Source organism: Paenarthrobacter sp. TYUT067, from assembly GCF_023656375.1.
In the GTDB taxonomy this organism is placed as follows: domain Bacteria; phylum Actinomycetota; class Actinomycetes; order Actinomycetales; family Micrococcaceae; genus Arthrobacter.
The window spans coordinates 52,827-73,705 of the sequence record NZ_JAMOIT010000002.1 but is presented as its reverse complement, the minus strand read 5'-3'; the positions used below and the strand labels follow the sequence as shown (position 1 = coordinate 73,705).

The window sequence follows — 20,879 nt, the reverse complement described above, 5'->3', positions numbered from 1 at the left end:
CTACTTGCTGGGCTCCGAGGCTTCGAAGGTTTTCCGCCACGATTCCATGGAAGTAATCTCAGGAAGCGCCTCCTGGTACTGGGCCCGAAGGGTCTCCCAGTTGGAGAAGAGCTGCGCATGGAGCCTGGCGGATTCGACCAGCAGCTGCCGGGCCATCTTGGGATCCCGCAAATGCCAGGAAGCCCCTGTGCCGTCCGCGTTGGACACAACGGCACTGTCCAAGTGCGCCAAGCTCCACCATTTGCCATCCTGATGAGCTACATGCGCTTCAGGGTTGGCCTTCGCGGTATCACGGACAGGCGCAAGCGTCTGCTTAAGGACAGTCTTCACGGCCCAGGGAAGCAGGCCCAGCGCCCCGGGCTGCTTGTAGGATTGCGGCTTCTTCGGAGGACGCTTGCGGAAAACTTCCGGGAACGCAGCGGGGTCCGTCTTGACCTGGGAGTCCTGGAATTCCTCCCGCATGGCACGGAGCTGAGGCATGGTGGTGGGCAGTTGCTCGTGCAGATTGCCCGGTCCGGCAAGTACATCCCGGAGCGCCATAACGCGGGCCTGCTCGGGGTAATACTGCATTGACACCAGGTGCTTGACATCCGTGTTCAGGCTCTCCCGCAAGATGCGTCCGCCCTTGGGGAACGGCGAATGCAAGAGCGTCGCGATGAGACGATTGCGTTCGTGGTAGTAGGCCTGCCAGTCTACGGAGTCGTCCTTATCGGCCCAAGAGACATGCCAAACTGCAGCCCCGGGAAGGGTGACTGTTGGGAAGCCGGCTGCGCGGCCGCGGAGGGAATACTCCGCGTCGTCCCACTTAATGAACACCGGGAGGGACAGGCCAATGGTCTCCACAACCGTCTTGGGGATAAGGCACATCCACCAGCCGTTGTAGTCTGCATCCCAGCGACGGTGAAGCTGAGGCGTGGAACGCAGACCTGCATTGGAGAAGTCGTGATTACCGAGCCCTTCCACCGGGCCCCAGAGGAACCGGTAGAAGTTGACGACCTCTGAGTAGGCGTGCAGGACCGACTTGTTGTACATGTCGAACATGTGGCCGCCAACAATGGTCGGCTTGCGGCAGAGGTCGGCAAACGCCACCGCACGCATGACTCCCTCTGTTTCCAGCTCGATGTCGTCGTCGAGCAGCATGACGTAGTCGCTCTTGTCAGAAACAACCATTTCGTACATGTTCCGGGCAAAGCCGCCAGAGCCGCCCAGGTTACCCTGGTTGATGATCCGGAGTTGATCACCCATGGACTCTGCAACGGTGTCGAAGCCAGCTTCGTCAGCTACCTTCTTGTTGCCCTGATCCACGATGATGAGCTCGGCAAGGATTTCCCGGAGACCCGCGTCGGCATCGATGGACTTGATGGTCTCGAGGCAGTAATCGGCGCGATTAAACGTTGTGACGCCGAGCGTGACGCGGCCTTGTGCGCGACCCTCATCAGGGACGGCCCAATGAGCACTCTTGAGCGTCATGCCGTCGCCGCCGGCAATGAGATCAAACCAGTACCAGCCGCCGTCGCCGAAGGGAGCCAATGTCAGCTCGAAATCATTAGTGGACGAGCCCTCCACCAAAATCGAATCAACACGCTGGGCCGCACCACGAGCGTTGGAACGGTACACGATGACCGTTCCTTCGCCCTCGGTTTCAATGTGAAGAACGGTCTTGGTAGCAATAGTCCACTTACGCCAGTAGCTGGCAGGGAAAGCGTTGAAGTAGGACCCGAATGAAAGGCGCTCCCCACGGCGGACCTGGACGGAGCCGCGGCCCAGGATGTCTTCGGGGTGGAGCTTCCGTGCCATGCCGATGGCCTGTACATCGGTATTCCCGCCGCTCCTCTGGACCTTGTTGGTGTCAGGATCCACGTACAGCGGCAGAGTGTCGAGGTCACGGTTGGCGGGGAAAATTACGCGCTGGACAATCCGCAGGTTCTCTTCCGTCGGTGCCGGGGTTTCAGCGGCAGTAGTGCCCGTCATGGAGATCTCCTGGCTTTCGTTTGTTGTAGCGGTCATGCGTCCACTCCCCCGCTTTCAAGCTTGGCGCCGCCGGTAAAGTGCGGCTTGATCTTGTTGTCGTACATGGACAAAGCCGAACCGATGGCCATGTGCATGTCGAGGTACTTGTACGTTCCAAGACGGCCACCAAACAGAACCGATTTCTCGCCCTTGGCGAGGTCACGGTACGCCAGGAGCTTCTGACGGTCATCAGAGGTGTTTACGGGGTAGTAAGGCTCGTCGCCCTTCTCAGCAAAGCGCGAGAACTCACGCATGATGACGGTGGCGTCCTTGGTGTAGTCGCGCTCAGGGTGGAAGTGACGGAACTCGTGGATGCGCGTGAACGCGGCGTCAGCGTCCGGGTAGTTCATGACTGAACAGCCTTGGAAGTCCTCGATCGGCAGTACCTCTTCTTCGAGATCGATGGTGCGCCACGAGAGATCACCTTCGGTGTAGTCGAAGTACCTGTCCACCGGACCCGTGTAGATGACCGGCACCTGACCGAGGACAGATGACCGACCGTACTCGCCGTCGTCGAAGAAGTCCGTGTTCAGGACAACCTCGATGTTCGGGTGATCTGCCATGCGCTCAATCCAAGCGGTGTAGCCATCTACCGGGAGACCTTCGTAGGTGTCGTTGAAGTACCGGTTGTCATAGTTGTAACGCACGGGAAGCCGCGAGATGATCTCTGCCGGCAGGTCTTTCGGGTCAGTCTGCCACTGCTTGCCCGTGTAGTGCTTGATGAAAGCCTCGTACAGGGGACGGCCAATGAGTTGGATGCCCTTGTCATTGAGGTTCTGGGGATCGGTGCCCGCCAGTTCGCCAGCCTGCTCGGCGATGAGAGCCTTCGCTTCCGTGGGGCTCATGGCCGAACGGAAGAACTGGTTGATGGTGCCCAGGTTAATGGGCATGGGGTACACCTCGCCCTTGTGGCTGGTGTAAACCTTGTGCTGGTAGCTCGTGAACTTGGTGAACCTGTTCACGTACTCCCATACACGTTCATTCGAGGTGTGGAAGAGGTGTGCACCGTAGCGGTGAACCTCGATTCCGGTCTGCGCCTCATTCTCGCTGTAGGCGTTTCCACCAATATGGTGGCGGCGATCGAGCACCGCAACCTTCAGCCCCAACTCGGTAGCGGCGCGTTCTGCAATGGTCAGGCCAAAGAAACCCGAGCCGACGACGACGAGATCAGCGTTCACAAACTCTCCTGTGTATTGGCGTGCGGGCACAGAAATGCCCACGTCTACTTGTCAAGGCTACCCGACGTTACGATCGTTCCCCGATTCGGCGGTACGTGGCAGCAAGGCAGCAATTGTCCGGAAAAAACGAACGGGAGGCTCGGCCCTCAGGCAGCCTCCCGTTCAATACTGCAAAAAGAACAACGCTAGAGCGAGATCACGGAGCCCGTATTTGCAGACTCCAGTACCGCCTCAGCAACTCGAAGTGTCTCAAGCCCTTCGGCCATTGTGACAATGTTCATGGACTTCCCGAGCACAGCGTCACGGAATGCCTCGTGCTCCATCTTGAGCGGTTCGCGCTTTGCCAGGGCAAAACGCGTTGACGAGCCCTCGGAAACACCACGGAATGCCGCGACGGAGTCCCAATCGGTCTGGAAAGTGCCGTTCTCGATGAAGGTCAGGTCAGCCGAGATGGTATCCGCGATGTAAGCACCCCGCTCACCCAAAACCACAGTTGTGCGCTCCTTCATGGGCGACAACCAGTTGACGATGTGGTTGGTGACTACACCGCTCTTGAGGTGGCCAATAGCGGTGACCATGTCCTCGTGCTCGCGCCCGCTCCTGGACGTAGTGTGTGCCACGACGTTCACGAAATTGCTTTGCGCAAGCCAAGCCGTGAGGTCGATGTCGTGAGTTGCGAGGTCCTTGACCACACCGACATCGGCGATGCGGGACGGGAACGGCCCCTGACGACGGGTCGAAATTTGGTAGACCTCGCCGAGGTCACCGTTGCCGAGCCGTTCGCGGAGGCTTTGCAAAGACGGGTTGAACCGCTCAATGTGACCTACCGCACCGATCAATCCCCGTGAGTCGAAAGCCTCGGCAATTCGTCGGCCTGACTCGGAGTCGTTGGCTATGGGCTTCTCCACCAAGCAGTGCACTCCGGCTTCCGCCAATTGCAGCGCCACTTCTTCGTGCAGCACAGTAGGCACCGCGGCTACAGCCATGTCGATACCCTGCTCGATGAGCTGTTCAACCGAGCTGCAAACCTCAAGCCCACTGGCTACGTTGTGAGGATCACCGAAGGAATCAGCGACGGCGACGAGGTCCACGCCTTCAAGCTCGCGAATAACGCGGGCGTGGTGGCGGCCCATCATCCCCAGCCCGATAAGGCCTGCGCGCAGATTTGCCACTAGCTGCCTGCCTTCGCAATGGCGTTGACCGCGGAAACGATGCGGTCAAGGTCGTCCTGGCTCAACGAAGGATGCACCGGGAGCGACAACACACTGGCCGCGGCTTCCTCAGTGACGGGCAGGTCATCTGAAGTCTGGAAAGGTGCGAGGCGGTGGTTGGGGATGGGGTAGTACACGCCACAGCCAACGTTGTATTCCTCACGCAGTGCCTTCGCGAATCCATCACGGTCCTCGGCAATGCGAATGGTGTACTGGTGGTACACGTGCTCGTAGCCCTCAGACACCTTGGGAGTGACAACACCCTCGATGTTGGCGTCGAAGAAGGCAGCGTTCTCCTGACGGGTCTTGGTCCACGCATTGATTTTGGTCAGCTGCACGCGACCGATTGCAGCGTGAATGTTGGTCATTCGCGCGTTGAAGCCAACAAGCTCATTTTCGTACTGGCGCTCCATGCCCTGGTTGCGAAGCAGCCGGAGTCGACGCTCGACGTCGGGCAGGCCGGTGCTGACCATGCCTCCTTCGCCGGAGGTCATGTTCTTGGTGGGGTACAGGCTGAACATAGCGAAGTCACCGAAGGTACCCACCTTCCGGCCGTTGACTGCCGCCCCGTGTGCCTGGGCTGCGTCTTCGAATACCTTCACGCCGTGCTTGGAAGCGACCGCGCCGATTCCGTCTACGTCAAAGGGGTGGCCGTAGAGGTGAACGGGCATGATGGCAGCCGTGCGGTCCGTGATTTTAGATTCAACGGATGCGGGATCAAGGGTGTAGTGATCCAGGTCCACGTCCGCGAAGACAGGAGTCGCACCGGTCAAAGCCACGGAGTTGGCGGTGGCAGCAAAAGTGAACGATGGAACAATTACTTCGTCGCCGGGGCCGATGCCTGCAGCCAACAGGCCGAGGTGCAGTCCGGAAGTGCCGGAGTTAACCGCCACGGCAGCCCTGCCGTCGAGGAGGACCTGCGAGAACTCCTGCTCAAAGGACGCAACCTCCGTACCCTGTGCGAGTTGGCCGGAGGCCAGGACGGCCTCTACTGCCTTGCGCTCGTCATCACCGATGATGGGCTTAGCGGGGGGAATGAATTCGGGGCTCATGCCTCTACCTCTCGAAGGGTCTCGTTCTGTTCAACATATGTGGCGCCGGTCTCCGGGCATACCCAGTTCTCACCACTGCGCTGCAGCGGGAAACCAGCTTTACCGACCCAACCATGGCGTTTGGCCGGGACTCCGACCATCAGGGCAAAATCAGGGACGTCTTTGGCGACAACAGCACCAGCAGCCACTGTTGCCCATCGACCAATGGTCACGGGTGCGACGCAGACGGCGCGGGCACCGATTGATGCTCCTTCACGAATGGTGACGCCAACGGGCTCCCAGTCGTGAGCGCTCTTCAAGCCGCCATCCGGGCTAACCGCCCGGGGGTAAGTATCGTTTGTGAGTACCACGGCCGGGCCGATAAAGACGCCGGCCTCCAGTACCGCGGGCTCGTAGACAAGTGCATAATTCTGAACTTTGCAGTTGTCCCCCATCTTGACCCCGGTGCCAATATAAGCTCCGCGTCCTACGATGCAATTGACGCCCAATTCGGCCTGCTCGCGGACTTGGGCCAGATGCCAAATCTTTGATCCATCACCAATTACCGCCTTGTCTGAAACATCGGCGCTCTCCGCAACCACTATCACCGGTGAAGGTCCTTCCTCATTGAGCACACGCGACAACGAGATTCATCTTAGCTGAGACACCAAGCCGCGGTGTCAAGGATGCGCGTCGACGGGCTTTGCAAAAGTTGTCCACATAGGCCACAACAGCCCCCGCGCTTGAGTTCGCGGGGCCGTAGCGTGATTCGTATCAACCCCACACTTGATCACCGCCACGACGTAGAGGGAGAGCCATGGCCTTGGAGTGCACCTTGGTACGCGCCCCTGGTGCTGCTGAAACGGCGGAGCCTGAAGAACTAAGCATCGCCGTCCCGGTGGGCGCATCCGGTACGCGGGTGCAGCAACTTCTCACCGACGCGCGTGGGACAGGCGTCCTGTCCGTCGGCGGACGCCTCCTTAGCTCTCTGACGGTGGGACAACCGCCTCTCATCACAGGGGCCGTCCTTGTGGATGATGCTCCGCCTCATCGAGGAGGGAGGATCCTGTTTAGGTCCCTGATGCTGCTTACCCACACAGGCCCCGGAGCGGGTTCCATCTTCCGGATTCACCGTGGCCGATACCGAATCGGAAGGGCGTCGCCGGACATTCCTGTGTCTGATCCCGCGATGTCCAGGGAACACGCCATTTTGGAAGTATCCAGTACAGCTCTCGCGGTGAGGGCGGTAAGCGGTGCGAATCCGGTGTTCGTGGACGATCGGTCCACCAATCGTACTTTGCTCTCTTCCTCATCAACGGTGCGATGTGGCAACTCCACCTTCACAGTCGCCATGGACGGCGGTTCTTACCCACCTATATCCGTCGACGCAGGGCTGTCGATTGAAGAACCGCTGGAAGTACGCCATACCCGCCGCCAAGGAAATCGCCGGGCCATGGCCTTGGCTGCCGGCCTGCCCTTGGTAGCGGGAATCGGCCTCTCCCTGGCTACGGGGATGTGGATGTATTTGGGGTTCACCGCCATTTCAGCAATGAGCATTCTCGTCCCGTTGATCGCAGGGCGGAAAGGGCGGCTGGCCGGCAAACTGGCCATATCGCGCGCCGTCCAGGACGACATAGAACGCCGACACCGATGCTCGCCATCGGCCGCCGAGTTGGTTTTGGCAGTTCATCACCCCTCCCCTGTGGAACAACTGGCAATGGAACCTGCCACAAGAGATCCAGCCGTCACCCGGCCTGCGGCTTCGGCGGCAGAATCCCACGCACATGGGCCAGATGTATGGCTTCGTATCGGAGTCACTCAAACAGTGGCAAACATTCGACTGACTCCTGATGATCCAGACTTTCGGCAGCCCACCATTGGGGCGGCGGCGATAACGTTGGACCCCAGGTATCCCGAAGTGGCGCTGTGCGGACAGCCGGACCATACAGATGGCTTGCTTCGTTTCCTATTGATGCAGCTAGCCAGTTTCCCCGCTGCCGCGGAAACGCCTGTCGTTGTTTTTGGACGAGCGGGAAGGTTGCCACTGAGTGCCCGGTTTCTCCCCCGCGTTACGCTGGCAATCAGCCCGGAAACCGTCCTTGCCGCCCTGCACCGCGGAAGCGGGAAGATGGGCGGCAGGCTCTTCATGGTCGATGATTTCCTACCTGATGACGCGGAATTATGGTCATCCCTCCTGAAAGCCGCACGATCCTCCGGGTGGCAGGTGCTACATTGCTGCGTTTCGTTACAACGTTCGGCGGTGGTGGTTGAAATTTCACCCTCGGGAAGTGCCGGCTATGTGGAGACGGATGGCGAGCGCCGATCGTTTGTACCGGACCTGGTGTCAGCGCAAGTTTTCGACAGGTTCTGCCGTAAGTCCTCCGCCACGTCCCTCGCTGAAGACCCGGGGCAGGGCGCAGTGATTCCGGAGGAGTGTTCATTGGCTGAGTTGCTTCCCCACGGGCAACGCAGGGTACTTCGTAAGTGGACCGAGACGTCCGGGCGAAACGGGCCAATCGCGACGCTGGGTAAAGGTAACAGCGGCCCAGTGACCTTTGACTTCAGGCTCGACGGCCCCCACCTTCTGGTTGCCGGAACCACCGGCGCAGGTAAATCCGAGCTCCTGAGGACGCTGGTGTCTTCCATCGCGTTGAGCCATTCTCCGGATCACACAACTTTCCTGTTCCTGGATTTCAAGGGCGGGTCGGGACTGCAACCACTTGCTCAGCTTCCGCACTGCGTCGGACTCCTGACAGACCTCAGCAGGCACCATGTGGATCGCGCCCTTGTATCACTGCGCGGAGAGATCCGGTACCGCGAGGAGCTGTTCGCTGCGGCCAACGTGTCTGATCTTGCGCAGTATCGGCAAGCGGGCTCCGTCACCGACCCGAATATCCCGTATCTGGTCCTCGTGATTGATGAATTCCGGGTCCTGGTGGACGAGACCCCAAACACACTCCGCGAGCTAATGCGTATCGCGACTATCGGGCGGTCACTGGGCATTCACCTAGTGATGGCTACGCAGAGGCCGCAGGGAGCACTCACCGCAGATATCCGGGCAAATGTGACGTCCAGCATAGCCATGCGAGTGCAAACGGAAGCAGAGTCCATGGACATCATCAATACGAAGGCCGCCGCCTCCATACGGGTAGAGACTCCTGGGCGGGCATACCTTGCCAAAGCGTCGAGTAGCCCCGAAGAATTTCAGACAGCCTCTCTCGCGCTCTCCCCCGACAGTGAAGCATCCGGCGCAGGACCTGATGGTTCGCAGCAGGCCGTGCAATCGGCTTCGCGGGCCTTACAGCATTCCGACGTGCGGTATGCGGCCAATGAGCAAGGCTCTCCCCCGAATACCGGTCCCGAAGGGGTCGTCTCAATAGTTCGCGAGGCTTGGCGGGTACTAGGCGAGCCCTTCCCCCGGCGTCCGATTGCGGCGCCACTGACCACATCAATTCCGTGGCACGAACAGCTTCTTGTTGATGAAGGAGATGGGTCCGATGAGAAGGACCGTTGGACAGTCGGCCCCTTGGCGATGATCGATAGGCCACTGCACCAAGTTGTGGAACCGCTGGTGTGGTCGCCTTCCGAAGACGGACATCTGGCAATGATAGGCAGCGACTCCAGTGGCATGCGGGAGTCTTTCATCGCTGCATCCGCGATGCTTGCTACCCGGAGACCCCAACCCCACGTCTATATCCTGGATGCGACGGGCGCGCTTGGGCACCTCGGTCCTGAGGGCCGGATTGGCGCCGTGGTGGGCCTGCACCAATTGCCCTTGGCCACGCGGGTCTTGAAACGCCTCGCCGAAGAAATGGAACGTCGACGAAGCGCTGGTGTCTTCGAGGCAGGCAATTCACCCTTGGTCTTGATCGTGGCCGGGTGGTGCTCGTGGGCTGCAGCAATCCGGAGCGGGCCCTTCGGATACGCAGAAGGAATCCTGCAGGACATCGTCAGGGACGGTGGTTCCCTTGGCGTCACTGTTCTCATTTCAGGGGAAAGGGAACTTGTCAGCTCGCGCTTTTTTGCTGCAATACAGAACCGCGCGTATTTCCCTTTGGGATCCACCGAAGAGTCGCGGTTCCACTGGCCGCGGCTCCCGGATGTGCAATCACATCCCGGGAGGGCCGTCGTCATGGGAAAGTTTGCCAAAGAAGACGGAACCGTGGCTCAGTTTCGCGGGGCTCCGTCCAACGAGCGCTGGCCGTTCGATGATCTCGAGCCTTCCGAACCGCCTTTTAGGGTGCGACCACTCCCCGACCTTCTTCACGTCAGGGACCTTCAGGCCCTAGTGGCCGCCTTACGCGCACGGGAAGTGCCGGGCGGATTCGGCGTCGCGGCTATAGCCCGCCCGGAGAGCGCACAAGCCGCCTACGGTCATTTGCAGGGCCCGCTATGGATCGGCGTCGGCGGAGATGAAGCCGACCCTGTGTCCATGCCTCTCCGCGAAAATGGGGTCAGCACTATCCTTGGCACGCCACGATCTGGAAAGAGCTCCACCTTGGCGTCACTGCTTGCTCTCAACCCTTCGTTTCCGTGGGTATACCCGCCGGACGCGTCGACGGCTGGGACTTTTTGGCTTTCGGTCGCGCGCAAGGCTGCAGCGGGTAGCTTTTGCGCCAACAGCATTCTGCTGGTGGACGACGCGGAGACACTGGATGCCCAAGGGCGCCAGGCTTTGGCTGGCTTGGTTGGAAAAGTCCGCGGCATCATCATGACAGCGACACCAGGGCCGTCCCTGCTTTTACATCTGCCGTTCGCAAAGGAAGCGCAGGCTTCCAGCATGGGATTGGTGTTGGCGCCCGGGACACCCCACGACGGAGATCTCCTTGGCGTCCGGCTTGAGGCCGATCGCGCCGGGCGTCCAGGGCGCGGGTTTCTGGTCAACGGGCAGCAGATAATCCCCTTTCAGGGCGTCTTCACTTCAGGTTTTCCGCCGTCTGGCAAAATCCATTGAAGCCGTAAGCACGCCGCACCGGAAGGGACCGCCGGTCATCACAGTGCCGCGGACGCTCCCCCGGTCCGTGAGGCATAAGCCACAACATCCTTCTGAAATAGGAAGACGATCGCAGCCAGTGCCGGGAGCAACATTGCCAGTCCCTGCCACACCAGCCCGCCGGTCATGGTGGGAAAGCCGATGGTGAGGACAAACAACTGGGCCACGAGCGCAGCCGCCCGCGTCCACCTATAGCCACGGTAGAGGAAGTGGCCTACGGCGAATAACCAGACGGAGAAGGCCAGCAAAAGCCCTAGAGTGAAAACTGCCCCCCAAAAAGTCAGTACAGGAGCACCACGCAGCAGTTCATATGCGTACCATGCGGCGGCACCGAGGAGAGCTAGTGCTTCGAGCAGTACAACCACTGAAATGATCACAATTCCCAACGGCGGTCGAGCTACGCCAGATGAGCTTGAAGCGTTGTTCCCGGTCGCGCCGGAATCATCGCTACCGTCCGGGCCGGACACGGGCTGGGCTGGGTTTTCGGGAGGTCTTGACACACTGGCACACTACCGGACATAGTCATCTAGCAGTGAGGGCACTGGCGGCTGATGTGATGCATCGCTCACGGATTCCGAGCATTTCGACCACTAACACCCCTTGTTTACAAGGCGTTAACATGAAACGCTTGACTCAGACGACCAAGGGGGCCCATGCGGGCCCCTTTCCTTTGGAGCCTCTCGTGAATGTTTTCACAAAAGGCCCTTCTAGTTCTCACGAATGGAGTGACTGATCAGCATGGATTGGCGTAATCGCGCAGCCTGCCTCGACAAGGACCCGGAGCTCTTCTTCCCAGTCGGCAACACGGGACCAGCACTTCTGCAGATCGAGGAAGCCAAGAGCGTCTGCCGCCGCTGCCCCGTTGTGGACACTTGCCTTCAGTGGGCCTTGGAGTCCGGACAGGACGCCGGTGTTTGGGGCGGCATGAGTGAAGATGAACGACGCGCGCTCAAGCGCCGCGCTGCACGCGCACGTCGCGCTTCCTAACCCACGGACCGAAAAAGGCCGCGGACCGTTTGGTCCGCGGCCTTTTCGTTGGCTTATTCGCGCTTCTCGTTGACTCCCGCCCCCGGGAGTCAGTCTCCTGCCCCCGGGGGCTAAGCCCTGGCAAGGTTGAGGACGATTTCGACGGCGGTTCCGCCCCCTTCGCGCGGGATCCACTGGATGGACCCTCCAAGTTCGCTTGTCACGAGTGTGCGAACAATCTGCAAGCCCAGACCCTCGGTGTATTGGCCGTCAGGCAGTCCAACGCCGTCGTCTGCAATAGTCACAGTCAGGAATTCGTCGTCTCCGTCCCCTTCTGCCCTGTCGGCCAGGAGCCATACGGTTCCTGTCCGCCCCTCGAGTCCGTGCTCAACAGCGTTGGTGACCAGTTCGTTGATGACCAAAGCCAGCGGAGTGGCGAAATCGCTGGGCAATTCGCCGAACATTCCTGAGCGTTCCGTCCGCACCTGTTGGGACGGGGAGGCTACTTCCGCAGAAAGCCGGAACTGGCGCCCGATCAGTTCGTCGAAGTCGACGCTCTGCGTCAGCCCCTGAGAAAGAGTTTCATGAACGAGGGCAATGGTGGCTACGCGCCTCATCGCTTGCTCGAGGCCCTGCTTGGCTTCGTCGCTGACCATTCGCCGTGATTGCATTCGCAGAAGGGCTGCCACCGTCTGAAGATTGTTCTTGACCCTGTGATGGATTTCCCGGATCGTGGCGTCCTTGGTAACAAGTTCCATTTCCCTGCGACGCAATTCAGAGACGTCGCGGCACAGGACAAGGGCTCCGAAGCGGTGCTGCTCATCGCGCAAAGGGATGGCTCGGAGTGAAAGGCTGACACCCCTGGACTCAATTTCGCTGCGCCAAGGCATGCGCCCCGTGACCACCAAGGGCAGCGTTTCATCCACCATGCGCCGGTCCTTCAGAAGGCCGGCCGTCACCTCCGCCAAAGAACGGCCTTCCAAGGACTCAACTTCGCCGAGTCGACGGAAAGCGGAAACGCCATTGGGGCTGGCGTATTGGACGATGCCTTCGGCGTCGAGTCGGATGAGGCCGTCGCCGACTCGAGGTGCTCCGCGACGCGAGCCCGTTGGGGAGGCAAAGTCGGGCCATAGTCCCAACGTACCCATCCGCAGGAGGTCATAGGCGCACTGGCGATAGGTGAGTTCCAGCCTCGATGGCATGCGTGAACTGGACAAGTCCATATGCGATGTCACAACCGCCAGAGTCCGGCCGTTGCGCACCATCGGCACAGCCTCTACCCGGAGTGCCATCTCGCTGCTCCAACTCGTTTCGCTGGAACGTTCAATCGACCGGCTGTTCCACGCCTTATCCACTAGGGGGCGCAGATCCGAGCGTATGCCCTCACCCACGAAGTCCGCGTGGAACACCGTATGCGATGTCGACGGACGGACGTGGGCGAGGGCGATGTAGCCAAATTCCGGGTGCGGAAACCACAAAGCGAGGTCCGCGAAAGCCAAGTCAGCGACCATTTGCCAGTCGCCGACGAGGAGGTGCAGCCATTCGGCATCCCCAGGCCCGAAATCAGCGTGTTCCCTGATGGGGTCTGTAAAGATTGCCACTGCACCTCCATTTGCGACGCCGGGACTGACCCTAGCGTCGAACGATTGACCTCAAGAGCCTTAATGCTACCGACAGTGAGGCCATGTCGTCGGCTTCCAGCGCGTTGACCTCGTCAAACATGGTCTTGGCGCGTGCCAGCTGCTCAGCATTTTGCCCTTCCCAGGCCTTAAGGCGTTCTTCAGCCACGGTGCCGGACTCCGTCGACTCAAGGACCGACGTCGTCATGTCAGCCACTGTGGAGTACAAGTCGTCGCGAAGGGCTGCCCGTGCCAGGGCCTGCCAGCGGTCATCGCGGGGCAGGGAACTGATGCGTTCCAGAAGTGAATCCACGTGGAAGCGGTTGAACACCGTGTAGTAAACGTGCGCTACATCCTCGACGCCTTCGCTTCCGGTCTCGGCGATTCGCGCGATGTCCAAAAGCGCGTAACTTTCAAACAACTCCGCCCACCTTTTCGCGAGGTGGTCCGGAAGTTCCCAGCCACGGGCTTTGTCCAACCAGCCCGAAATGCGGACCTTGTCCTCACCCCGAAGGTAGTCCAGAAGCTTGGCCCTCAGTGGGGCCAACAAGGGCTTGAAGGATTCCACCACGTCCGAAATAGGCTGCGACGCCATCCCTTGCCCCAGCACCCAACGCACTGCCCGGTCCAGCAACCGCCGGATGTCCAAATGGACTTCACTCCAGTGTTCAGTCGGGAATGATGCGGGAAGCGCATTCAGCTCGGCCACCATCGGATCAAGATCGTAGATTTCACGCAGCGCAACGAAGGCTTTGGCAACGGCTACCTCGTTGGCCGAGGTTTCCTCAATGGCCCGGAAAGCGAATGTGATGCCGCCCAGGTTGATGATGTCGTTGGCAACTACTGTGGCGATGATCTCGCGCCGCAGCGGGTGCGTATCCAGCTCAGCGTCGAATTTCTCCCGCAGCTGTTTCGGGAAATAGTCACGAATAGTGTCCGCAAACCACGGATCATCGGCAAGGTTGCTATCCCGCAACGCTGCAGCCAGTTCGATCTTTGCGTATGCGGCCAGGACCGCAAGTTCGGGAGACGTAAGACCCTGCCCCTGTTCCAGCCTGGACCGGAGAGTCTCTGTGGTGGGAAGTGCTTCCAGATCGCGCTTGAGATCGGCGGACTTCTCCAGCCAGTCCATGAGCCGCTCGTAGCTTGGGCTCCAGTCCGCGACCCGTGTGCGGTCGTTCAGAAGCAAAATGTTCTGGTCAATGTTGTCTTGCAGGACAAGCCGTCCCACCTCATCGGTCATATCGGCCAGGAAGCCGGCCCTTTCCGCCGCGTCAAGCTTGCCGGCCGCTACCATCCGGTCAACGAAGATCTTGATATTGACCTCATGGTCGGAGCAGTCCACGCCGGCAGAGTTATCGATTGCGTCAGTATTCAGGATGACGCCTTGCAATGCGGCTTCGATGCGGCCCCTTTGCGTCAGGCCCAGGTTTCCACCTTCGCCAACAACCTTGACCCTCAGATCCCGGCCGTCCACGCGGATAGCGTCATTTGCTTTGTCGCCCACGGCAGCATGCGTTTCAGTGCTGGCCTTGACGTAAGTGCCGATACCACCGTTGTAGAGAAGGTCAGCCGGCGCCAGCAAAATCGCGCGGAGAAGCTCCGGCGGGCTTAGCTGCGTCGTTCCTTCGGGCAGACCCAACGCCTTGCGTACCTGCTCCGAGACCGGGATGGTCTTGGCCTGACGGGGGTAAACGCCGCCGCCTTCGCTGATCAGCGACCGGTCATAGTCGTCCCAGGAAGACCGGGGCAGTTCGAAGAGCCTTTGGCGCTCGTCAAACGATGAGGACGCATCAGGTGCGGGATCAAGGAAAATGTGGCGGTGGTCAAAGGCGGCGAGCAGCCGGATATGGCGGGAAAGCAGCATGCCATTGCCGAAGACGTCACCGGACATGTCGCCGACGCCAACTACTGTGAATTCCTCGGTCTGGGTGTCGAGGTCAAGCTCGCTGAAATGCCTCTTGACTGATTCCCACGCCCCGCGCGCGGTGATGCCCATAGCCTTGTGGTCGTAGCCCACCGACCCGCCCGAGGCAAACGCGTCACCAAGCCAGAATCCGTATTCGGCCGCCAATCCGTTAGCGGTGTCGGAGAACGTTGCCGTGCCCTTGTCTGCTGCCACCACGAGGTAGGAATCGTCGCCGTCGTGCCGGACAACGTCCGACGGCGGCACGAGCCTTTCGCCGTCTGCTGATGTAACGAGGTTGTCCGTAATGTCCAACAGGCCTCGAATGAAAGTCTTGTAGCTCTCGATTCCCTCGGCCATCCAAGCTGCCCTGTCCGCGGCCGGGTTGGGAAGCTTCTTGGCGAAGAAGCCACCCTTGGCACCTGTGGGGACGATGACGGCATTCTTGACGGTCTGAGCCTTGACGAGTCCCAGAATCTCCGTCCGGAAGTCCTCCCGACGGTCGGACCAGCGAAGGCCACCGCGGGCTACCTTTCCAAACCGCAGGTGCACGCCTTCAACTCTCGGTGAGTAGACCCAGATCTCGTACATCGGGCGCGGGAAAGGAAGACCATCGATCGATGTGGGGTCCAGCTTAAAGCTGAGGTATTCCTTGTTCTGGTAGTAATTGGTCCGCAGAGTCGCCTCAATAAGGTTCACGAAAGTTCGCAGGACGCGATCGGCATCCAACGTGGCCACCTGCTCAATCGACTCCGCAAGGGCTGCCCGGGCTGCAGCTTGGCGCTCGGGCCGCTGCTCTTCAGCAACTGTGGGATCGAACCGCGCGGAGAAGAGTTCGTTGAGCCCCCGCGCAACATCAGGATTGCCAAGCAGCGTATCGGCGATGAACCCAAAGGAGTTGGTGTTGCCCATCTGCCGCATGTATTTGGCGTAGGCGCGGAGCACCACCACTTGACGCCAGTGGATTCCTTCGCGGAGTACCAGCCGATCGAAGTTGTCCGACTCGACAGCGCCGGTGATGGCTGCGCCGAAGGAATCGCTCAGGAGATCTCCCGTGGCCAACGGGTCTACACCCACGGGGTACTTGAGTCCGAGATCGTACAGGAAGAAGTCGCGGTGATCCGAGGTCTCAATCTCGAAGGGCCGCTCATCCAGGACCTCAAGGCCGAGATTGTGGAAGTAGGGAAGGATCTGGCTGAGGCTCTTGGGCTCCATCAAGTAGAGCTTGACGCGGGCATCCTCTTCCAAGGCCTCACCGGCGCCCTCAGGGAGATACACATGGACGCCAGGCCTGATCTGCTTGGTTACCCGGCCTGCCCGCTCTGCCTCCGCTCCATATTTCTCGAAGCGCTCAATGTCCTCAAGAGCGTCTTCCACTTCGTAGTCAACACGGTAGCCTGCAGGGAATGCCTCGGCCCAGAGTGCTGACAAAACGTCGGCATCCGCCGAAGACCTGTGCTCGCGGAGAACCTCTGAGATACCTTCACTCCACGATCTGGAGGCGCGCATCAGACGTTGTTCCAACTCTTTTACGTCCACTTCCGCCAGTTCAGCTGTGCGGGGCAACCTGATCCTGAAGAAAACACGGGCCAAGGCAGATTCAGTGATCCGGGCCTCGTAGTCGATGCTCTCGGCATGGAATGTTTCGCGAAGCTCCTGCTCGATTCGGAGACGAACACTGGTGGTGTAACGGTCACGAGGCAGGTAGACCACTGCGGACATGAAGCGGCCGTAAATGTCCGGGCGCAAGAACAGCTTGGTCCGCCGGCGTTCCTGGAGCCGTTGAATTCCGGTGGCCGTGGAGGCAAGGTCCGGAATCTCGATCTGGAAGAGTTCGTCGCGGGGATACGTTTCGAGGATTCCCAGAAGGTCCTTGCCGGAGTGGGAGTCAATGGGGAAGCCGGCGTTACGAAGAACAGCGTCCACCTTGTCCCGAACAATCGGGATGCTGCGCACGGATCCGGTGTATGCACTCGTGGCGAAGAGGCCGATGAAGCGGCGTTCCCCGTTGACGTTGCCCAACGCATCAAAGCTCTTGACGCCGATGTAGTCGAGATAGGCGGGTCGGTGCACAGTGGAGCGCGAATTGGCCTTGGTGATCACCAAAGCACGCTTTTCCCTTGCACGCTTCCGGCCCGCATCCGTGAGGTGCTGGACTTGACGCGTGGTGTCTCCGGCACGCAGGAGGCCCAGGCCGCTGTCTTCCCGGAGCTGAAGAACGTCCTCACCGTTTTCATCCACAAGGTCGTATTCGCGGTAGCCCAGGAACGTGAAGTTTCCGTTGTCCAGCCAACGCAAAAGGTCTTGTGCCTGCCTGAGCTCAGCCACTTGCTCGGGGTGCGTCACGCCACCCAATGCCTCGGCCAGCTCGAGCGCCTTGCTGCGCATCTTGGGCCAGTCCTCCACTGCCGCCCTGACGTCGCCGAGGACACGTTGGAGCCCTGCGATCAATTCTTCCCGCGCGTCGTCACCTATCCGGTCAATTTCAACCGCGATCCATGACTCCATGTGGGAAGCGTTATCGCCATCGCCCAGCAGATGGGCCACGCTGGGGAGTGCTGCGGTGTCGCCACTGGAAATGCCGACATTGGAGGGGACCCTGGAGATACTGGTGAGCTCGCCGGATTTGCGATCACGGGTGACCACGAACAGAGGGTGCATGACCAGCCGGATGGCGCAGTTCTGGCGAACAAGCTCTGCATTGACGGAGTCGACCAGAAACGGCATATCGTCAGTGACGATGTAAACGACACTTCGCTCGGGCTCACCGGCGATTTTGACGACTGCATTCCCAGGTAGACGGGACTGGGCGATGTCCCTGTGCTTTGTAGCCCGCGCAATCAAGAGTTCGGGCGAATACGCACGTGAATCCTCCTCTGCAAGGTGTTCATAGTAGTCACCGAAGAACCCTTCACGGACAACTGCTGCATCGGACCGATCCTCCACGCTGGATCCTGACGACATCGACAAACGCCTCCATCACATGTTGATTGCTGCGACTCTGCAGCCCACATGGCGAGCCTAGCGCTTTGGCAGACGCAAAGCTCTGATAGTTCGGCCAAAGGAATCCTGTTTTTGCTGGACAGGTGCACAGACCAGCCCTACTATGGCCTTTCGCAGGGGCGAGTCGGGGGCTACTTCCAGTAATACTGAACCCGTGAGTAAAGCCGCGTCACATGCCACGGGGTCAGCGGGAAGGTAGGCGTCCACGCCCACTCCGGGGCCGTATCGGTCCCACGCATCGTCCAGTTGTTGCCGGGGCGAATGGCCAACTGCCGAGCGCTTCACCTTGTTCAACACGACCCGGGGAGATACCTCCGGGACCGCAGCCTCAAGCTCCGCCAGTCCCCGTACCAAACGTGGCACTCCAATCGCGTCGGCGGAACCAACGGCAAACACAACATCAGCCATTTCCAAGCTCCGCAGGGTGGCGGCATTCCGACGCGGAGCCATAGTGTCGAAGCTAAGCTCTTCGTCTGATTCAAGGCAGAAACCTGTGTCCACCACAACATGATCCGCTAGTTGCCGCGCCGCATCCAGAACCATCGCGACGGCTCCCGCCCTGAGTTCGGTCCATCGATCCGCTCTGGTTGTACCCGTCAGCACCCTAAAAGTTCCTCCCTTGGTGAAGACAGGAATCGCCACCGCCCTGAGGGCTTGACCATCCAGCAGTCCCTGGTCCGCCAGTCGGCAAGCCTGGGCAAAACCAGCCGACTCCTCCAGAAGGCCGAGCACCGCCGACATGCTTGCGCCGTAGCTGTCCGCATCCACCAGAAGGACTGATTTGCCTTCCGCGGCCAACTCCGCCGCGATGTTGGCAGCAAGGAACGTCCTTCCGGGGGCGCCGATCGGCCCCCACACGGCAATGATCCGGCCGCCTCCCTGCGGAGTCTCTTCATCCCTGCGGTCCGATTCCGGCATCGAGCGCAGCTCTGCCCCAGGATCGGCAAATCCGGTGTCTCGGGCGGAGGCAGGCAGGCTTTGCCGGCTCCCCCTGCCAACGGCCTCAGATATTTTGGCCGCCAAGTCACCGGCTTCGATGCCCGTCATAGCCGGTAAGGCACCTATGGAGTGCAGACGTTTGGCCTCGGCTGGATCGTCCGTCAGGGCGATGATTGAGACACCCACCGCCCCAAGACGATCAACCAGCGTGGTGGTGAGTTCCTCGCAGCCCTCCGCTACGACGGCGGCAACCGCGAGGCCGCTTTGGCAAGCAGCAATAAGCTCAGCAAGCTCCGAACAACGGCGCACAACCGTTACGGGACCGCGGAGGCGCTCCAACCCGCCCACTACAGCTTCCTGAGCGGAGCCGACGGTCACTACAGGAATGCTCATCGAACAACGCCCGTGGGGTTCCACACGACGGAGACCTTGGCCCTGTTCGCCTGGGCGCCCAACAATTTCGGCATTTGTTCATCCGTCACCAGCACCATCACCACAGTTGTTCTGGCCGAGCCCAACGTAGTACTCCCAGGAGTCACCGCGGCAATTTCTGCGCTCGGCAGGAGCATCTCCGGCGCGTCAAAAGCGCTGCTTGCACCCGGCATGGAGACCCACACGTCCACCCTGGCGCCTGGAACGGCCTGCGGGGGGAGTTCTTCCTCCAAGGCAATCGCTACAGGTTTGCGGTCCAACGCATCGGCGACTCCCAGGCTTGCCCGAGGGATCAACTGGTTCTTTGCCATCCGCTGCAGTGCCACGCTGCTCTCCGCAAGCCCTTGTTCCACAGTGATGTAGCCGGCCTCAACGTCATCCAAACGAACTTTGACAATGGAGAGGTCCGCCTCCGTGACCACCTGACCTACCGCGATGTCTTCCCGGGCGGCGAAGACCTGGGTTGTCCTGTCTGCGGTGCCCACCAAGGCAATGACGCCTGCGACGGACCCAGGACCAGCAAAAGACCGATAAGAAGCCGCGGATCTTTCCATGATGGTTTCCTTAGCCTCGCGGCCACGCCGATACTTTCTCCCATTTTCCTGCTTCCCCGCTTTGAGTTACGGCATGGTGGAAGCACCTGCCTCCTCATTCTTACCGGCGCATTTTCGCGGAGCCAAGGCCACCGGCCTCAAATGGGCCGAAACTGTGGATAACTACACCAAACATCAGCAACGGTGGCAAAATGAAGCCATGCCCCGATTCCTGACTCTTGCGGACGTCGCAGAACAACTACAAATCAACTCGCCACAGGCCTACGCGCTGGTTAGGAGTGGCGAGCTGAAGGCCATTCAAGTGGGTGGCCGAGGACAGTGGCGTATCGAAGAGAAGATGTTGGAGCAATATATCGAAGACCGCTATGCAGAAGCTGGCCGCATGATCGAAGAGGCCAAGGCCAAAACCAACCGGTCTTAGTCCCCGCCGCTCCTGAAGTCCTGGTTACCCGCCGAGCAAAGCGCTGCCAACGAACTGAAGGGAATGGTCATTACCGCAGCCACCCTGCCGGGCCGGCGCGATTCACCGTTCTGAACCACCGCAAGGTCAAGGTAGTCCCGGCCGACCCTGTCTATTACTCCTTGCAGCTCATATCCATCACGTGCCGCTACTTTCAGATGAACCACCAGCTCGGCACGATCGCGTGCCAGTGCCCTCAGTGCTGAGGCGATGCCCAGCGACTGCTGTATCCGGGACGCAGGTTTCAGCGCTACCCTGCCGAGTCCTTCGTATGTCACAACGGAGGGATAGGGCAGTAACCACTCCCGCGCTCGCTCCGTCAAGACCAGCCATTCGCCGCCCACGTGGCTCAACCGTCCTCGTAGGACCCTGCCGTCAATCAGAACGACCTTGATGTCCGCTCCGAAGGCCCCACGCAGACGGTCAGCCAATTCGATGCCCGCCAGCTCAACCCTTGCCCGCTCTGTGATCTCGAGTTCGGCTTCCAAGGCGCGCCCCGCCGAGAATTGTGCTTCCAGATCGCTAAAGAGAGAGTCCCATCTCATGTGGTCAGACTAGGCTGCATGAAGGATGTGCG

Annotated in this window: 13 protein-coding genes and 2 pseudogenes; 4 read left to right on the top strand and 11 right to left on the bottom strand. The window is 60.2% G+C overall.

Translation table 11 applies throughout. From position 1 onward, the window contains the following. The 5 genes from MOD31_RS01810 to MOD31_RS01790 form a co-directional block, all read right to left on the bottom strand. Complete coding sequence (locus tag MOD31_RS01810) at positions 1-2,007, bottom strand: glycosyltransferase (protein WP_142938570.1); 2,007 nt, start codon at positions 2,005-2,007, stop codon at positions 1-3. Continuing rightward, positions 2,004-3,188: a UDP-galactopyranose mutase gene (gene glf, locus MOD31_RS01805; RefSeq protein WP_142938569.1), complete on the bottom strand. Its 1,185-nt coding sequence runs from the start codon at positions 3,186-3,188 to the stop codon at positions 2,004-2,006. Before glf ends, MOD31_RS01810 begins: the two co-directional genes overlap by 4 nt. A gap of 185 nt (positions 3,189-3,373) precedes the next feature. Next, on the bottom strand, positions 3,374-4,360 hold the full coding sequence (locus tag MOD31_RS01800) for a Gfo/Idh/MocA family protein (RefSeq protein WP_142938568.1): 987 nt from the start codon (positions 4,358-4,360) through the stop codon (positions 3,374-3,376). Then, positions 4,360-5,451 carry a DegT/DnrJ/EryC1/StrS aminotransferase family protein gene (locus MOD31_RS01795; protein WP_142938567.1) on the bottom strand — a complete coding sequence of 364 codons (1,092 nt, stop codon included), beginning with the start codon at positions 5,449-5,451 and terminating at the stop codon, positions 4,360-4,362. The genes MOD31_RS01800 and MOD31_RS01795 overlap by 1 nt, the downstream gene beginning before the upstream one ends. Continuing rightward, a complete protein-coding gene (locus MOD31_RS01790; RefSeq protein WP_014922230.1) occupies positions 5,448-6,065 on the bottom strand; it encodes an acyltransferase in 618 nt (205 codons plus the stop codon). The genes MOD31_RS01795 and MOD31_RS01790 overlap by 4 nt, the downstream gene beginning before the upstream one ends. Positions 6,066-6,247: 182 nt before the next feature. On the opposite strand from MOD31_RS01790, the pseudogene MOD31_RS22030 reads away from it, so the two are divergent. Then, positions 6,248-6,769: pseudogene (locus tag MOD31_RS22030) on the top strand (FHA domain-containing protein); the annotation flags it as partial. A gap of 921 nt (positions 6,770-7,690) precedes the next feature. After that, positions 7,691-10,384: an FtsK/SpoIIIE domain-containing protein gene (locus MOD31_RS01780; protein ID WP_250819793.1), complete on the top strand. Its 2,694-nt coding sequence runs from the start codon at positions 7,691-7,693 to the stop codon at positions 10,382-10,384. A gap of 38 nt (positions 10,385-10,422) precedes the next feature. On the opposite strand, the gene MOD31_RS01775 is transcribed toward MOD31_RS01780, so the two are convergent. Then, entirely contained in the window at positions 10,423-10,809 is a 387-nt protein-coding gene (locus tag MOD31_RS01775) for a hypothetical protein (RefSeq protein WP_208096048.1), read from the bottom strand. A gap of 352 nt (positions 10,810-11,161) precedes the next feature. Here MOD31_RS01775 and MOD31_RS01770 point away from each other — a divergent pair, with 352 nt between their 5' ends. Then, complete coding sequence (locus MOD31_RS01770) at positions 11,162-11,410, top strand: WhiB family transcriptional regulator (RefSeq protein ID WP_003804966.1); 249 nt, start codon at positions 11,162-11,164, stop codon at positions 11,408-11,410. Between the two features lie 110 nt (positions 11,411-11,520). Here MOD31_RS01770 and MOD31_RS01765 read toward each other — a convergent pair whose 3' ends face one another. The 4 genes and pseudogenes from MOD31_RS01765 to MOD31_RS01750 all read right to left on the bottom strand — a co-directional run bounded on the left by MOD31_RS01765 (position 11,521) and on the right by MOD31_RS01750 (position 19,886). Then, complete coding sequence (locus tag MOD31_RS01765) at positions 11,521-12,990, bottom strand: sensor histidine kinase (RefSeq protein WP_142938564.1); 1,470 nt, start codon at positions 12,988-12,990, stop codon at positions 11,521-11,523. Positions 12,991-13,021: 31 nt separating this feature from the next. Further along, complete coding sequence (locus MOD31_RS01760) at positions 13,022-17,878, bottom strand: NAD-glutamate dehydrogenase (protein WP_142938563.1); 4,857 nt, start codon at positions 17,876-17,878, stop codon at positions 13,022-13,024. Between the two features lie 57 nt (positions 17,879-17,935). Further along, positions 17,936-19,249: a chromosome partitioning protein gene (locus MOD31_RS01755; RefSeq protein ID WP_250819711.1), complete on the bottom strand. Its 1,314-nt coding sequence runs from the start codon at positions 19,247-19,249 to the stop codon at positions 17,936-17,938. Beyond that, positions 19,246-19,886: pseudogene (locus tag MOD31_RS01750) on the bottom strand (SAF domain-containing protein). Before MOD31_RS01750 ends, MOD31_RS01755 begins: the two are co-directional and overlap by 4 nt. 155 nt (positions 19,887-20,041) lie before the next feature. Here MOD31_RS01750 and MOD31_RS01745 point away from each other — a divergent pair. Next, positions 20,042-20,263 carry a helix-turn-helix domain-containing protein gene (locus MOD31_RS01745; protein WP_142938660.1) on the top strand — a complete coding sequence of 74 codons (222 nt, stop codon included), beginning with the start codon at positions 20,042-20,044 and terminating at the stop codon, positions 20,261-20,263. On the opposite strand, the gene MOD31_RS01740 is transcribed toward MOD31_RS01745, so the two are convergent. Further along, on the bottom strand, positions 20,260-20,847 hold the full coding sequence (locus tag MOD31_RS01740) for a hypothetical protein (RefSeq protein WP_223940539.1): 588 nt from the start codon (positions 20,845-20,847) through the stop codon (positions 20,260-20,262). The genes MOD31_RS01745 and MOD31_RS01740 overlap by 4 nt on opposite strands. Positions 20,848-20,879: the final 32 nt, after the last annotated feature.